Here is a 15,392-nt window from a genome sequence, read left to right as displayed (position 1 = left end):
GTTGGCGATTCAAGGGTTATGCGCACCGGGCCTTGGCCCGGTGTCTTGCGTGGTGTTGAACCGGTATTCCATTAGTTTTTGATCAGGGGCAATGCAATGAGCGATAACAAAAACAAGATTACTCAAGCGAACCAGGAATTCAGTTTCCCGCGCAGAGACTTCCTGAAGTACAGCGCGGCAGCTGCGGCGGTGGCCGGAGCGTTCTCCATGGGCCTGCCGTTTGGCGCCATGGCTGCAGAGGCGACACCGAAACCCGGCGGCGTGCTGCGCCTGGGCCTGGCGGGTGCCAGCACCACCGACTCGAAAGACCCTGGCTCCTGGGTCGACACCTTCACCTTTGTCGGCTTCTCGGCGATCTATAACACCCTGACTGAAATCGCCGTAGACGGCTCGGCCATCCCAGAACTGGCTGAAAGCTGGACCTCGACCCCGGACGCACGCGTCTGGACCTTCAAGTTGCGCCAGGGTGTGACCTTCCACAACGGCAAGACCCTGACCGCCGACGATGTGGTCGCCTCGATCCAGCATCACCTCGGAGAAAAATCCAGCTCGGCGGCCAAGACCGTGTTGGGCGATGTGGCCAAGGTCAGCGCCAACGGCAGCGACAGCGTGGTGTTCGAGCTGCATTCGGGCAATGCCGACTTCACCTACGTGGTCGCCGATTACCATCTGGTGATCATGCCGAGCAAGGACGGCGTGCCGGACTGGCAAGCCGGCGTCGGCACCGGCGGTTATCGTCTCAAGGACTTCGAGCCGGGTGTGCGCATGACCCTGGAGCGCAGCCCGGATTACTGGAAAGCGGGACGGGCGCACTTTGCCGGCGCCGAACTGCTCGCCATCGGCGATGGCGCCGCGCGAATCAACGCGTTGGTCACGGGCCAGGTAGACGTGATCAACAAGGTCGACCTCAAGACCGTGGCGCTGCTCAAGCGCAACCCGAACCTGGTCATCGAAGAAACCAAGGGCGCCCAGCACTACACCTTCCCGATGCTCACCGACAGCCAGGTGTTCCAGAACAACGACGTGCGCCTGGCGATGAAGCACGCGATCAACCGTGAAACCCTGCTGGCGTCGGTGCTGTACGGCTATGGTCTGGTGGGCAACGATCACCCGATCCAGCCCGGCAGCCGCTTCATCAACACGGCGCTGGAGCAACGTACCTACGATCCGGACAAGGCGCGCTTTCACCTGAAGCAGGCCGGCCTGGATTCGCTCAAGGTCCGCCTGCAGGCCTCCGACGCGGCGTACAGCGGGGCTGTGGATGCCTCGGTGCTGTTCAAGGAGCAGGCCCGTGCGGCGGGGATCGACATCGACGTGGTGCGCGAGCCGGCCGACGGTTTCTTCTCCAACGTCTGGATGAAGCAACCCTTCACCACCTCGTTCTGGTACAGCAGCCTGACCGCCGACCGCATGTTCAGCATCGGCTACGCCAAGGGCGCGGCATGGAACGAAACCCATTGGGACAACCCGCGTTTCAACCAACTGCTCAACGCCGCCCGGGGCGAAATGAACGAGCCGCTGCGCCGCGAGATGTACAACGAAATGCAGGCGCTGTGCCGCGATGACGGCGGGGCGATCGTGCCGTTGTTCGCAAGCTCGGTGGCGGCGCGTTCGAACAAGGTGGCACACGGCGGACAGACCGCGCCTTACGGTGAGCTCGACGGTTTGCGCGTCATCGAGCGCTGGTGGCAGGCGTAATTCCAAGATCCCTGTAGGAGCTGGCTTGCCAGCGAAGGCGTCGGTACAGGCAACATTGATGTTGGATGACCTACCGCTTTCGCTGGCAAGCCAGCTCCTACAGGGGGAATTCGCAGAATTCGAAGACGTGCCCATTTCAAGGAACCGCACGATGAGAAGTATTTTCAAGCTATTAGGGCAGCGCCTGGCATTAGGCCTGTTATCGCTGTTCGCCGTTTCAGTCATCATCTTCCTCGCCGTCGGCCTGCTCCCGGGCGATATCGCCCAGGCCATGCTCGGCCAGTCCGCCACCCCGGAAACCGTGGCGGCCTACCGTGCGCAACTGGGCCTGGACCTACCGCCCCTGACCCGTTTCGGTCACTGGATCTGGCAATTGCTGCACGGTGACCTGGGCGTGTCGCTGGCCAACCAGCGGCCGATCGCCGATCTGGTCGGCAATCGCCTGGGCAACACCTTCAGCCTGGCCTTGCTGGCGGCCATGGTCTCGGTGCCGCTAGCGTTGTTGCTGGGGATGCTCGCGGCCTTGTATCGCAACAGCTGGTTCGACCGCCTGCTCAACACCTCGGCCCTGAGCGCGGTGTCGTTCCCCGAGTTCTTCGTCGCCTACATCCTGATCCTGGTGTTCGCGGTGAAGCTCAACTGGTTCCCGAGCATTTCCAATCTCTCGCCGAACGCCTCGCTGGGCGAGGTACTGGAGCGCTCGGTGCTGCCGGTGGCGACCCTGAGCCTGGTGGTGATCGCGCAGATGATGCGCATGACCCGCGCCTCGCTGATCAACCTGCTGGCCAGCCCCTACATCGAAATGGCCCGGCTCAAGGGCATCAGCCAGTCGCGGATCATTTTCCGCCATGCCTTGCCCAATGCGCTGGCACCGATCGTCAACGTGGTGGCGCTGAACCTGGCGTACCTGGTGGTCGGCGTGGTGGTGGTCGAGGTGGTGTTTGTCTATCCGGGCCTCGGCCAGTTGCTGGTGGACTCGGTGGCCAAGCGCGACATCCCGGTGGTGCAGGCCTGCAGCCTGATCTTTGCCGCGACCTACATCCTGCTCAATACCAGCGCCGACGTGCTGTCGATTGCCAGCAACCCACGTCTGATGCATCCAAAGGGGTAGACCATGAGCCAGCTTAAAACTTTGCTCCGGGCGCCGCTGAGTGCGCAGTTCGGCTTGCTGGTGATCGTTGTGTACATCCTGGTGGCGTTGTTTGCCCCGGTCCTCGCACCGTTTGGCGAAACCCAGGTGGTGGGCGAGGGCTTCGCACCGTGGGGTGGGCAGTTCCTGCTGGGCACCGATAACCTGGGACGCGACATGTTCAGCCGCCTGGTCTATGGCGCGCGCAACACCTTGGGCATCGCCTTCCTGACCACGGTGCTGGCGTTCCTGTTGGGCGGCACCTGCGGCCTGATTGCGGCGATCAAGGGCGGTGCGATCGACCAGGGGCTGTCGCGGGTGGTGGACATCCTGATGGCCATTCCACAACTGATCTTCGCCCTGCTGATTCTCAGTGTGGTCGGCACCAACGCGACGTCGCTGGTGCTGGTGATCGCGCTGCTGGATGCGACCCGGGTGTTTCGCCTGTCCCGGGCGGTAGCGATGAACGTGGTGGTGCAGGACTTCGTCGAGGCTGCGCGCCTGCGCGGTGAAGGCCTGTACTGGCTGGTGACCCGCGAGGTACTGCCGAATGCGGCGGCGCCGCTGATTGCCGAGTTCGGCCTGCGGTTCTGCTTCGTGTTCCTGTTCATCAGTGCGCTGTCGTTCCTCGGCCTGGGCATCCAACCGCCCACCGCCGACTGGGGCAGCATGGTGCGCGATAACGCGGTGCTGATCACCTTCGGCGACATCAGTCCCTTACTGCCTGCCCTGGCCGTGGCCTTGATCACGGTCAGCGTCAACTTCGTCGTCGACTGGATGCTGCACAAATCCAGCGGCCTCAAGGAATGCTGAACATGACGACCTCCAAACCCTTGCTGGAAATCCGCAACCTGCACATCGAAGGCCATTACGAGGACGCCTGGCATCCGCTGATCAAGGGCATCGACCTGACCCTGCAACGCGGTGAGGTGCTGGGGCTGATCGGCGAATCCGGGGCGGGCAAATCGACCCTCGGCCTGTCCGCCATGGGTTATACCCGCGACGGCTGCAAGATTACCGGCGGCACGGTGCATTTCGACGGCATCGACCTGCTCAAGGCCAAGCCCGAAGCCCTGCGCAAGTTGCGCGGTTTGCGCATCGCCTACGTCGCGCAAAGTGCCGCGGCTTCGTTCAATCCGGCTCACCGCCTGATCGACCAGCATGTGGAAACGGCGGTGAAAAACGGCGGCATCAGCAGCGAACAGGCCATGCGCGAGGCTGTGGAGTTGTATCGCGTGCTGCGCTTGCCCAACCCCGAACAGATCGGCCAGCGTTACCCGCACCAGGTCTCCGGCGGCCAGTTGCAACGGGTCATGACTGCCATGGCGATGGCCTGCCACCCGGACCTGATCATCTTCGACGAACCGACCACCGCCCTCGACGTCACGACCCAGATCGAGGTGCTGGCAGCGATTCGCGATGCTGTGAAGACCTACGGCAGCGCGGCGATCTACATCAGCCACGACCTCGCGGTGGTGGCGCAGATGGCCGACCGCATCATGGTGCTGCGCCATGGCAAGCTGGTGGAAGAGGCCGAGACCCGCAAGATGCTCGGTGACCCGCAGGAGGACTACACCAAGTCGCTGTGGGCGGTGCGCAGTTTCCGCACCGAACCCAAGGCGTTGCCACAGCAGGAGCAACCGCTTCTGGAATTGCGCAAGAGTTGCGCCAGTTACGGTCATCAACCGGTGCTGCACGACGTTTCCTTGAAGCTGTATCGTGGCCAGACCCTGGCGGTCATCGGCGAATCCGGCAGCGGCAAAAGCTCCACCGCGCGACTGATTACCGGCTTGCTGCCGCCCACTTACGGCGAGGTGCTGTATGACGGCCAACCGTTGCCAGCGGACTTCCGCCAACGCAGCAAGGAGCAACTGCGGCGCATCCAGATGATTTATCAGATCCCCGACACGGCGCTGAACCCACGCCAGCGCATCGTCGACATCATCGGTCGGCCGTTGACCTTCTATCTCGGGCTCAAGGGCAAGGCCATGCGTGCGCGGGTCGCCGAGCTGCTGGAAATGATCGAGCTTGATCCAGCAACCTTCATGGAGCGTCAGCCCCGTGAATTGTCCGGCGGGCAGAAACAGCGGATCTGCATTGCCCGGGCCCTGGCGGCCGATCCGCAGCTGATCATCTGCGACGAAGTCACCTCGGCCCTCGATCAGCTGGTGGCCGAAGGCGTGCTCAAGCTGCTCAACCGCATTCAGCAACAGCTCGGCGTGGCCTACCTGTTCATCACCCATGACGTCGCCACCGTGCGGGCGATCGCCGACGAAGTGCTGGTGATGCAACGGGGCAGGGTGGTGGATCATGGCTCGCGCAGTGCTATTTTCACCCCACCGCATCAGGACTACACCGGATTGCTGTTTTCCTCCGAACCGCAAATGGACCCCGACTGGCTCGACCGCTTGCTGGCCAGCCGTGCTACCCCGAATTCAAACCCTACGCTGGAAAAAGTCTAAGGAATCACCATGAAAGTACTGATTGTCCACGCTCACCCAGAGCCCCAATCGTTCACCGCCGCCTTGCGCGACCAGGCGATTGCCACCCTCCAAGCCCAGGGCCACGAAGTGCAGGTCAGCGACCTGTACAAGATGAACTGGAACCCGGTGGCCAGCGCCGATGACTTCTCCTCGCGGGAAAATCCCGAGTACTTGGTCTACGCCCTGGAACAACGCCTGGGGGTAAAAAGCCAGTCGCTGGCCGCGGACATCCAGGCGGAACTGGACAAGCTGCTGTGGGCCGACCTGCTGATCCTCAACTTCCCGATCTTCTGGTTCTCCACCCCGGCGATACTCAAGGGCTGGATTGACCGGGTACTGGTATCCGGGATTTGCTATGGCGGCAAGCGTTTCTATGATCAGGGCGGGCTCGCCGGCAAAAAAGCGTTGGTCACAGTGACCTTGGGTGGCCGTGAACACATGTTCGGTGAAGAGGCGATCCATGGTCCGTTGGAGGACATGCTGCGGCCGATCCTGCGCGGGACGTTGGCCTATGTTGGCTTCGACGTGCTGGAACCATTCGTGGCCTGGCATGTGCCGTACATCAGCGACGAGGCGCGCCAGCAATTCCTTGCCGATTACGACCAGCGCCTGCAACAACTGAGCGACGACCAGCCCCTGGTGTTTCCGAAACTGTCGCAGTTCGACGAACAGCTGTATCCGCTGCCGTCGAAAGCCTGATCAGCGCCACAATACCTGTAGGAGCAAGCTTGCTCGCGATGAGGCCATCAGCTTCACCATCTGAGCTGACTGACCCGCCGCCATCGCCAGCTGGCTCCCACAGTTTGATCTCCAGCGCACACCAATTCTGCGGCCACCCCAGATCCCCTGTGGGAGCCAGCCTGCTGGCGATGAGGCCATCAGCTTCACCACCTGAGTTGACTGACCCGACGCCATCGCCAGCAGGCTGGCTCCTACAGTTCGGTTGCGTTGGGTTCAAATCCCCGCAGCATTGTTCTGAATACGCAAACACTGAAGTCGCCGAGAATGGAATTGTTGGTGCAGTGGCGGGCTTGTAGCCTCCATTACGCCGAACACCACGATCCGCCAACGACCGGGTGGAGCTCCAGCTAGGGCTCATCAAGACGTCATACCTTGCTTTCGGCCTTACGCCCCTTCGGGGGGTTGGCTCCTATAAAAATAAGGAAGGCAGGTATGAGTATTCGTGCATGGGTCTGCGCAGCGACCCTGTTCGCGCCCGTTCCGGGTGGCGGCGTTTTGTTTCCCGCGACAGCCTTGGCGGCGGACGATCCGATGGGTTCGTTGGTACGCGGTGTGTTCGGTGACAGCCTTGAGCGCGAGCATGGCATCAAGATCTATGGCTGGGGCCAGGTCGGAGCGATCTACAACAACAACGGCACGGATGACGTCAGCAAGCAGAGCTTCTTCAATACCGACGAAGGCGTGAATCTCAATCAGTTCGCCCTTGCCGTGGAGAAGAAACCCAAGAGCAACGTGGTCGGTCGCGTCGGACCGTTTCCCGGGCCGATGCCGCAAGAGGCGGACTGGGGTTTCAACGTCACGGCGCTGTATGGCAAGGACGCACGCTTCTTCAAGACCTACGGCTGGGACGAAGATCTCAGCGTCAACCGCGATAACAAGGCCGAGGACGAAGCCTTCACATTCGCTCAAGCGTACGTCGACTTCTACTTCCCGGTGCTGGGCGGTTCGGACCTGATGATCGGGATCTTCCACACTCCGCTGGAAAACGAAATCGGCTTCGCCTTGCCGTCGCCTGCGCCGACCGACTTCTACTCGCACACCTATTCGTTCATGCACGGTCCAGCCAAACATGCCGGCGCGCTGTATTCGTTCAAACTGCCCTCGGAGCCGGGGCAAAGCATGCTGGGTTTCGAGCTCGGTGTGGTGCAAGGCTGGAACAACCTGCAGGACCCCAACCACGACCCGGACGTGATCGCCAACGTACGCTGGCGTTCGGCGGACTTCGGCACCTGGATAGACTGGGAAAACATCTACGGCAACGGCGCCGGCGACAGCTTCGCCGAATGCAGTTGTGGTTCGCCGCTGCCGGCCGGGACCAAGGATGACGACTACAAGCGCCTGGCGTCTTACTTGACCTTGTCGCAGGTGCTCGACCCGAACAACCGCGTGGCGCTGGAGCTGAATTACGGCACACAGGAGCAGGGCGCCTTCGCCGGGTTCGCCAACAAAGACGATGCAACCTGGTACGGCACCGACATTAACTGGTATCACAAAATCAGCGAAACCCTGATGTGGAACAGTCGCGCCGAATGGTTCTACACCGACGCCCCGGTGCACGTGATGATGGCCAACATCGACCCGGACACCGGGATTCCCGATCCGACCTGGGGCAGTTTCTACGGCGTTACCACCAACCTGGCGTGGACGCCGACACCGAATGTGCGCCTGCGTCCGGAACTGCGCTACGACATCCATTCCGGCCCCGGTCGCGATGCCTACGCCGATGGGGAAAAGGACTCGCAAGTGGTGGCGTCCTTCGACGTCAGCTTCTTCTTCTAAACCGACTCTTTCGCTTGACCCTGACCCCTGCGTGATGGCTCTGCCCCCACGCTGCGACCCTGTTCGTCCGGGCTTTTGGAGTTCTACATGACAGACAACAACGATAAAAACCTGTTTGGCCGCGACTTTTCCCGCCGTGCTTTCCTGCGCAGCACCGGTATTGCCGCCGGTGGTGTGGCCTTGGCCAGTATGCCGTTCAACTTCGCCATCGGCAGTGAGCGGGTGATCAAGCTCGGCTACGTCAGCCCGCAGACCGGTCCGCTGGCACCGTTTGCCGCCGCCGACAACTACATCATCGAATCGCTCAAGCAAGTGTTGAAGAACACGGTCAATGTGGGCGGCAAGGCGTACCGGTTGGAAGTTATCGTCAAGGACAGCCAGTCCAACCCCAACCGTGCGGCGGAGGTGGCGAGCGAGCTGATCCTGTCCGATCAGGTCGACTTGATGCTGGTGTCGTCAACCCCGGAAACCACCAATCCCGTGTCCGATCAATGCGAAATCAACGAGATTCCGTGTATTTCCACGGTGGCGCCATGGCAGCCGTGGTTTTTCACCCGGGGTGGCAAGCCGGATCAGGGCTTCGAGTGGACCTACCACTTTTTCTGGGGCCTTGAAGATGTGATCGGCGCCTACAGTTCGATGTGGGGCGCGATGCCGTCGAACAAAGTGGTCGGCGGCCTGTTTCCCAATGATGGCGACGGCAATGCCTGGGGCGACCAGAAGCTCGGCTTCCCACCGGTGCTGGCGCAAAAGGGTTTCCAACTGGTTGATCCCGGTCGCTTCCAGAGCCTGACCGACGACTTCTCGGCGCAGATCGCCGCGTTCAAAAAAGCTGATGTCGAGATAATCACCGGGGTGGTGATTCCACCGGACCTCAGCACCTTCTGGACCCAGGCACGCCAGCAGGGTTTCAAGCCCAAAGCGGTCTCGGTGGGCAAGGCGTTGCTGTTTCCCACCGCGGTCGATGCGCTGGGCAAGGCCGGCAACAACCTGTCGACGGAAATCTGGTGGAGCCCGACGCACCCGTTCAGCTCTTCATTGACCGGTGCCAGTGCCGGACAACTGGCCCAAGGGTTCACCCAGGCCACCGGCAAACAATGGACGCAACCGCTGGGCTTCGTGCATGCATTGTTCGAACTGGCGGTGGACATCCTCAAGCGCACCGAGGAAGTCGGTAACGCACATGCCGTTCGTGATGCCTTGCTCAAGACCAATCTCAATACCGTGGTCGGGCCGATCAACTGGAACGGCGGGCCGGTGAAGAACGTCGCCAAGACGCCGCTGGTCAGCGGCCAATGGCGCCTGGGCAACGACAACAAATACGACCTGATCGTGACCAGCAATGCCACTGCGCCGGCGATCCCGCTGGGCGGCGAGATGCAGGCCATTACGTATTGATCGCGGTAAAAGCAACGGGTGCACCATGCAACAACCACTTCTGCAAATGACCGATGTGCACAAAAGCTACGGCTCGGTGAAGGTCACGGACGCCATGGACCTGACCCTGCAACCGGGAGAAGCCCTGGGCATCATCGGCCCCAACGGCGCGGGTAAAAGCACGCTGTTCAACCTGATCGCCGGTGGCGTGGCAGCCGATAAGGGCACGATCCATTTCGAAGGCCGCAACGTCACCCGCGTACCGGTGTTCAAGCGTTGCCAACAGGGCATTGGCCGTTCCCACCAGATCCCGCACCCGTTCGTGAAAATGACCGTGTTCGAGAACCTGCTGGTGGGTGCGACCTTTGGCGCGCAGTTGCGTGACAAGGAGGCTAGCCAATGGTGCGCGCAAACGCTGGAACTGACGGGCTTGATGCGCAAGGCCAACGTGCTGGCCGGTTCGCTGACACTGCTGGACCGCAAACGCCTGGAAATGGCCCGCGCCTTGTCGACGCAGCCACGCCTGTTGTTGCTGGATGAAATCGCTGGCGGCCTGACCGAACCGGAATGCCTGGCACTGGTGGAAACCATCCAGGGCATCCACAAATCCGGGGTCGCCATTATCTGGATCGAGCACATCGTGCATGCCTTGCTCGCGGTGGTCAGTCGCCTGACCGTGATCAACTTCGGCGCCAAACTGGCCGAAGGCGAGCCGCGCAGCGTGATGGCCGACCCTCGGGTCCAGGAGATCTACATGGGTATCGGGAGTTGACGCATGCTGACCATTGAAAAACTCTGCGCCGGCTACGGCGACTTTCAAGCGCTGTTCGACATCAGCCTGACCCTGGAGCAGGGGGAAACCGTGGCGATCATCGGTTCCAACGGCGCCGGCAAATCGACGTTCCTGCGCTCGCTGGCGGGGCTGATCAAAAACCAGCCCGGCGCCATCACCTTCAAGGGGCAGGCCATTGGTGACATGGCGGCCAATCAGGTGCTGGAGCGCGGCATTGCCCTGGTGCCGGAAGGACGCAAGCTGTTCCCGTCGCTGAGCGTCGAAGAAAACCTGTTGATCGGCGCCTACAGCAAACGCCCGGGACCGTGGACGCTGAAGCGCATCTATCAGCTGTTCCCGGTGCTGGAAAAATTGCGCAAGCGTCCAGGCACAGCGTTGTCCGGCGGTCAGCAGCAAATGGTCGCTATCGGCCGGGGCTTGATGGCCAACCCGCACTTGCTGTTGTGCGACGAGATCAGCCTGGGCCTGGCGCCGACCACGATCAAGGACATCTACGCCGCGCTGCCGTCGATCAAGGCCGACGGCACCACGGTGATTCTCGTCGAGCAGGACATCAATCAGGCATTGAGTGTCTGCGATCGCTTCTATTGCTTCCAGGAAGGGCGCGTGTCCCTGACCGGGCGCCCAGGGGATGCGGACAAAGCGCAAATCAAAGCCGCGTATTTCGGGATCTAGATATGGAATGGCTCAATACTTTGCTGCAAGGCATGTTGCTCGGCGGACTGTACGCGATGTTCGCGGTGGGGCTGTCGTTGATGTTCGGCATCATGCGCCTGGTCAATATCGCCCACGGTGACTTCATCGTTCTCGCGTCGTACCTGGCGCTGGTGGTGGTCAACCATCTGGGCTTCAGCCCGCTGGCGAGCCTGCTGATCGTGGTGCCGCTGATGTTCTGTTTCGGTTATCTGCTGCAACGGCTGTTGCTCAACCGCACCCTGGGCACGGACATCCTGCCGCCCCTGCTGGTGACCTTTGGCTTGTCGATCATCGTGCAGAACCTGCTGCTGGAATTTTTCAGCGCCGACAGCCAGAAACTGTCCCAGGGCGAACTGGAAGTCGCCAGTGTCGGTTTCGGCAGCCTGAGCGTGGGCGTCATGCCGCTGATCGTGTTTGGCAGTGCCTTGCTGATCATTGGCGGCCTGCAATTGCTGTTCTACAAAACCGCACTGGGCCGGGCGTTCCGGGCCACCTCCGATGACCAGCACACCGCACGGCTGATGGGCGTCAACAACGCGCATATCTTCGGTCTGGCCATGGCGCTGGCGATGGCGGTGGTGTCTATTGCCGGGGTGTTCCTGGCGATCCGTACCAGTTTCGACCCGACGGTGGGCCCGGCGCGGCTGTTATACGGTTTCGAAGCGGTGATCATCGGCGGGTTGGGCAGCTTGTGGGGCACCCTGGCCGGCGGGGTGATTCTCGGTGTGGCCCAGGCCGTGGGCGCCAAAATCGATCCGGGCTGGCAGATCCTTGCCGGTCACCTGGTGTTTCTGCTGATCCTGGTCGTGCGTCCGCGTGGCCTGTTTCCACGGAGTGTCGACTGATGAATGCCTTGAATAATCCGGCGCTGGCCTGGCGCGTGCAACGCACCACCACCAGCAGCACGATTGGTTTGTCCTTGCTGGGGCTGTGTGTGCTGGTGCTGTTCAGTGCGCCACTTTGGGCGGATCGCGCCAGCCTGCGTCTGGTGGTGGAGTTCGCGTATTACGTGGCGCTGGCGCAGATGTGGAACCTGTTGGCGGGTTACGCCGGCATGGTCTCGGTCGGGCAGCAGGCGTTCGTCGGCTTGGGGGGCTATCTATTGTTCATGCTCGCCAGCCAGTTCGGTGTTCCGCCATTGTTCGCGGTTTTGCTCTCCGGGGTACTGGTGGCGCTGCTGGCGATTCCCACGGCGCTGATCGTGTTTCGCCTGCGTGGTGCCTATTTCGCCATTGGCACTTGGGTGGTAGCTGAAGTGTTTCGCCTGGGGCTGGCGCAGATGAGCAGTCTTGGCGGCGGCTCGGGGCAAAGTCTGCCGGCGGCGATCGTGCGGCAGATCGGCAATGACCGGGACGGTCGCGAGACGCTGATCTACTTCACCGCACTGGCAATTGCGATTGCCGCCATGGCGGTGGTGTTCTTCCTGCTGCGTTCGCGACAGGGGTTGGCACTGGCGTCGATCCGCGATTCCGAGCCGGCATCCGGCAGCCTTGGGGTCGATACGTTCCGCACCAAGCTGATGGTGTACGTGCTGGCCGCTGGTTGTACGGGGGTGGTCGGCGCGCTGATCTTCCTGCAAAAACTGCGGATTTCCCCGGACGCCGCGTTCAACCTGCAGGACTGGACCGCGGTGGTGATTTTCATTGTGATCATCGGCGGCATCGGCACTCTGGAAGGGCCTTTGATCGGCACGCTGATCTATTTTGCGTTGCGCGGATGCCTGGCGCAGTACGGCGCGGTGTACATGATTATTCTCGGGGTGGTTGCGGTGGTGATGATGCTCAAGGCTCCGCAAGGAGTGTGGGGATTGATCAGCGAACGCCTGGGCTGGCAGGTTTTCCCGATGCAGCGACGGTTGACCGTGCAATCCCGGCCATAGCGTGCAGTCCGGAGTGTGGAGTGCGAGGTACCGACAGGCTAACCTCGCTGTTCCTATAAGAACAATTTCTGTAGGCATTCTCCAGGAACCATGCCCCATGGATCGTTTACTCAGTGTCGAAGCCTTCGTGCGGGTTGCCGAAACCGGCAACTTCGCCAGGGCGGCCCAGCAGCTGGGCGTGACCCGTTCGGTCATCACCCATCGCATCCAGCAGCTGGAGCAGTTCATCAATGCGCCGCTGTTCCATCGCAGCACCCGCCATGTACGGCTCTCCGAAGTGGGGGAGACGTACTACAAGGAGTGCGCGGACATGGTCGCGAGTTTCAACTCGCTGACCGAGCACATGCGCGAACTGCGCGCCAAACCCACCGGCAAGCTGCGGGTGCAGATGCTGCCCGGTTTTGCCATCGGCCATTTTGGCCGCATGCTGGCCGAGTTCACGCGGCTTTACCCGGACATTGAAGTAGACGTCATCGTCAACGACCGGGTGGTGGACCCGATCGAAGAAGGCTTTGATGTGGCGTTCCAGATGTTCCCGCCGATGGCGGAAACCCTGATCGAGCGCAAATTGTTCAGCGTTCGCCGCTTGTTCTGCATGTCCCCCGATTACGCCAGCGAGTTCGGCGTGCCGACCCATCCCCAGGAACTGCTGCAACACAAGATCGCCCTGTATGAGGGTTATCCGTCGCGCAACCGCTGGCTGTTCAACCGCGAAGACGAGCAGGTGGAACTGAGCCTGCCGGGTCAGGTGCGCTCAAACTCGGTGCATCTGTTGCGTGATTACGCCCAGACTGGCGTGTGTATTGTCTGCTTGCCGACGCTGGTGGCCAGTGACGACCTGCTCAGCGGGCGGCTGATTCCGGTGCTGCCCGAATACGCGTTGTCCTCCTTCAATTTCTCCGCGGTGTATCCCGCCACCCAACGCCGGGCCTTGAAAGTCCGTACGTTGATCGACTTCCTGGTGGAGAACTTCGGCGATGAGCCATGCTGGGACAAGCCCTTGCTCGAACGCGGCTGGGTGCGCTGATCAACCCCCGGCCCCTGTAGGAGCTGTCTCGTGCAACGAGGCTGCGATCTTTCGATTTTATAAAAACAAGATCAAAAGATCACAGCCTGCGGCAGCTCCTAAAAAGACACAGTGTTTGCGTTTCGCGAACACTGTTGTCGCTGACTCTCTAATTGTTCCCGCAAGGCCTCAGACGTACTGTTGCCTCACTGTTACTACAACAACAAAACGGTGAAAACCATGAGTAGCGCGGCAATCGAAACGGTCTTCGGCTCGCTGGACAAGTACATCAAGGGCTCGGTTGAAATCATCAGCGGCCAGGCCAGTCACTACGCCTTTTCCAACGTGTTCGAAGTGGCGGAACAATCCCGGCCTTATGAAAAGGTCGTGGTGGGTCTCAACCTCGGCTACGTCATCGAAACCCTGCGCGCGGAAGGCCAGTCGCCCTGGTACACCGCTGCGCACGACGAATTCGCCATCGTCATGGACGGTGAAGTGCGGGTGGATTTCCTCAAGCTCGATGCGCCATTGATGGCAGGCGAGGGCACTCAACTGGCCGGTGATGTGCCGGCGGGCAAACCCATGGGTTACGTCCTGCTCAAGCGCGGCCATCAGTGCCTGCTGCCGGTGGGCACGGCCTATCGCTTCGAAGCCAGTCGCCCGGGCGTGATCCTGCAGCAGACGATCAAGGGCCCGTTGTCGGTCGAGAAGTGGGCCGACATCTGCCTGAAGTGATCTGCCCAGCCGACCCCGCCAACAAAAACAAGAGGAACTCTGTCATGGCCATGCTTGAAACCGCAGCCCTTACCCCACTGTTTGCCGATGAAGACGTCCAGGCCAGCGCCGCCGACGTCGTCACCGGCTACCGCGCTTTCAAACTCGGCGCCTTCGAGCTGTCGCGCGACGAGTATTTCGCCCGTATCACCTGGCCCGCCAAAGGTCAGACCCGTTCCCATCTGATTCCGGTCGATGCCTTCTTGCGAGCCTTGATGCGCGACGTGGCCTGGGGCTTTTTCTACGGTTGGGTCAACTTCGACCACGTCATCGGCACCCGCAACTACTACGGCAAGGTCGACCTGTACGCCGGCACCTTCAATGGAACGCTCAAGGCGGCAGGGGTCAACTACACCGAAAACTTCGAGACGCCGCTGATCATGGCGACGTTCAAGGCGATCCTGCGCGACTGGACCAACGCCACCTTCGACCCGTTCGCCGCCCCGGAAGAAACCGGCAGCGCCTTCGGTCGCAAGAACGGCAACAACATCGAAGCCATCGAACGCTTTCGCATCGCCACCAAACGCATGCCCGGCCTGCCGGATGACTCGCCGCTGCGCAACGATCTGCCGGTCAACCGCCAGTTCATCGACGTGCCCCAGGACGAGCCGGAAATCCACGCCGCCGAAGGTTTCGAAGGCCAGCTGCATGCCTTCAACCTGCACAAGTACCTGTCGCGCTCCGACGTGACCTGGAACCCCTCGGTGACCTCGGTGTGCAAGGCCAGCCTGTTCTGCCCGACCACCGAAGAATTCATCCTGCCGGTGTTCCATGGCAATGACCGGATCGAGTGGTTCCTGCAGCTGTCGGACGAGATCATCTGGGATGTCGGCGACAAGGACGACGGCAACCCCCGTGCGCGCATCACCATGCGGGCCGGCGACATCTGCGCCATGCCCGCCGACATTCGCCACCAGGGCTATTCGACCAAGCGCTCGATGCTGCTGGTCTGGGAAAACGCCACGCCGAACCTGCCGCAACGCTACGAAAGCGGCGAGCTCAAGCCGTACCCGATCGAGTTCTAAGAACTCCGGTCT

General features: G+C 61.4%; 14 protein-coding genes. All 14 read left to right on the top strand.

What is annotated here, in order from left to right:
• The first annotated feature begins 96 nt into the window (after nucleotides 1–96).
• Nucleotides 97–1,698 (top strand): ABC transporter substrate-binding protein, encoded by a 1,602-nt coding sequence (locus SOP85_RS10100; protein WP_323626847.1) that lies wholly within the window; start codon nucleotides 97–99, stop codon nucleotides 1,696–1,698.
• A gap of 151 nt (nucleotides 1,699–1,849) precedes the next feature.
• Nucleotides 1,850–2,809, top strand: a complete 960-nt coding sequence (locus SOP85_RS10095) for an ABC transporter permease (RefSeq protein WP_274075740.1) — start codon at nucleotides 1,850–1,852, stop codon at nucleotides 2,807–2,809.
• A 3-nt stretch (nucleotides 2,810–2,812) separates the two neighbouring features.
• Nucleotides 2,813–3,640 (top strand): ABC transporter permease, encoded by an 828-nt coding sequence (locus SOP85_RS10090; RefSeq protein WP_323626846.1) that lies wholly within the window; start codon nucleotides 2,813–2,815, stop codon nucleotides 3,638–3,640.
• Nucleotides 3,641–3,642: 2 nt separating this feature from the next.
• Nucleotides 3,643–5,289, top strand: coding sequence for an ABC transporter ATP-binding protein (locus SOP85_RS10085; protein ID WP_323626845.1), 1,647 nt, complete (start codon nucleotides 3,643–3,645; stop codon nucleotides 5,287–5,289).
• 9 nt (nucleotides 5,290–5,298) lie between these two features.
• The gene (locus SOP85_RS10080) at nucleotides 5,299–6,009 is read left to right on the top strand and encodes an NAD(P)H-dependent oxidoreductase (protein ID WP_274075737.1); all 711 of its coding nucleotides are present in this window, start codon (nucleotides 5,299–5,301) and stop codon (nucleotides 6,007–6,009) included.
• A 474-nt stretch (nucleotides 6,010–6,483) separates the two neighbouring features.
• Nucleotides 6,484–7,830 carry an outer membrane beta-barrel protein gene (locus SOP85_RS10075; RefSeq protein ID WP_323609014.1) on the top strand — a complete coding sequence of 449 codons (1,347 nt, stop codon included), beginning with the start codon at nucleotides 6,484–6,486 and terminating at the stop codon, nucleotides 7,828–7,830.
• Nucleotides 7,831–7,917: 87 nt separating this feature from the next.
• A complete protein-coding gene (locus SOP85_RS10070; protein ID WP_323626844.1) occupies nucleotides 7,918–9,228 on the top strand; it encodes an ABC transporter substrate-binding protein in 1,311 nt (436 codons plus the stop codon).
• Nucleotides 9,229–9,253: 25 nt separating this feature from the next.
• Nucleotides 9,254–9,979, top strand: coding sequence for an ABC transporter ATP-binding protein (locus SOP85_RS10065; RefSeq protein WP_323626843.1), 726 nt, complete (start codon nucleotides 9,254–9,256; stop codon nucleotides 9,977–9,979).
• 3 nt (nucleotides 9,980–9,982) lie between these two features.
• Nucleotides 9,983–10,675: an ABC transporter ATP-binding protein gene (locus tag SOP85_RS10060; RefSeq protein ID WP_323609011.1), complete on the top strand. Its 693-nt coding sequence runs from the start codon at nucleotides 9,983–9,985 to the stop codon at nucleotides 10,673–10,675.
• A 2-nt stretch (nucleotides 10,676–10,677) separates the two neighbouring features.
• On the top strand, nucleotides 10,678–11,541 hold the full coding sequence (locus tag SOP85_RS10055) for a branched-chain amino acid ABC transporter permease (RefSeq protein WP_323609010.1): 864 nt from the start codon (nucleotides 10,678–10,680) through the stop codon (nucleotides 11,539–11,541).
• The gene (locus tag SOP85_RS10050; RefSeq protein ID WP_323626842.1) at nucleotides 11,541–12,575 is read left to right on the top strand and encodes a branched-chain amino acid ABC transporter permease; all 1,035 of its coding nucleotides are present in this window, start codon (nucleotides 11,541–11,543) and stop codon (nucleotides 12,573–12,575) included. The genes SOP85_RS10055 and SOP85_RS10050 overlap by 1 nt, the downstream gene beginning before the upstream one ends.
• A 97-nt stretch (nucleotides 12,576–12,672) precedes the next feature.
• Complete coding sequence (locus SOP85_RS10045; protein WP_008065642.1) at nucleotides 12,673–13,602, top strand: LysR family transcriptional regulator; 930 nt, start codon at nucleotides 12,673–12,675, stop codon at nucleotides 13,600–13,602.
• Between the two features lie 219 nt (nucleotides 13,603–13,821).
• A complete protein-coding gene (locus tag SOP85_RS10040; protein ID WP_323626841.1) occupies nucleotides 13,822–14,316 on the top strand; it encodes a hydroxyquinol 1,2-dioxygenase in 495 nt (164 codons plus the stop codon).
• Between the two features lie 44 nt (nucleotides 14,317–14,360).
• Nucleotides 14,361–15,380, top strand: a complete 1,020-nt coding sequence (locus SOP85_RS10035) for a hydroxyquinol 1,2-dioxygenase (protein WP_323609005.1) — start codon at nucleotides 14,361–14,363, stop codon at nucleotides 15,378–15,380.
• Nucleotides 15,381–15,392: the final 12 nt, after the last annotated feature.

The organism is Pseudomonas sp. YuFO20 (assembly GCF_035064975.1).
Lineage (GTDB): Bacteria > Pseudomonadota > Gammaproteobacteria > Pseudomonadales > Pseudomonadaceae > Aquipseudomonas > Aquipseudomonas putida_AE.
Note: the sequence above shows the minus strand (reverse complement) of the source record. Positions and strands in the feature narration are given on the sequence as shown.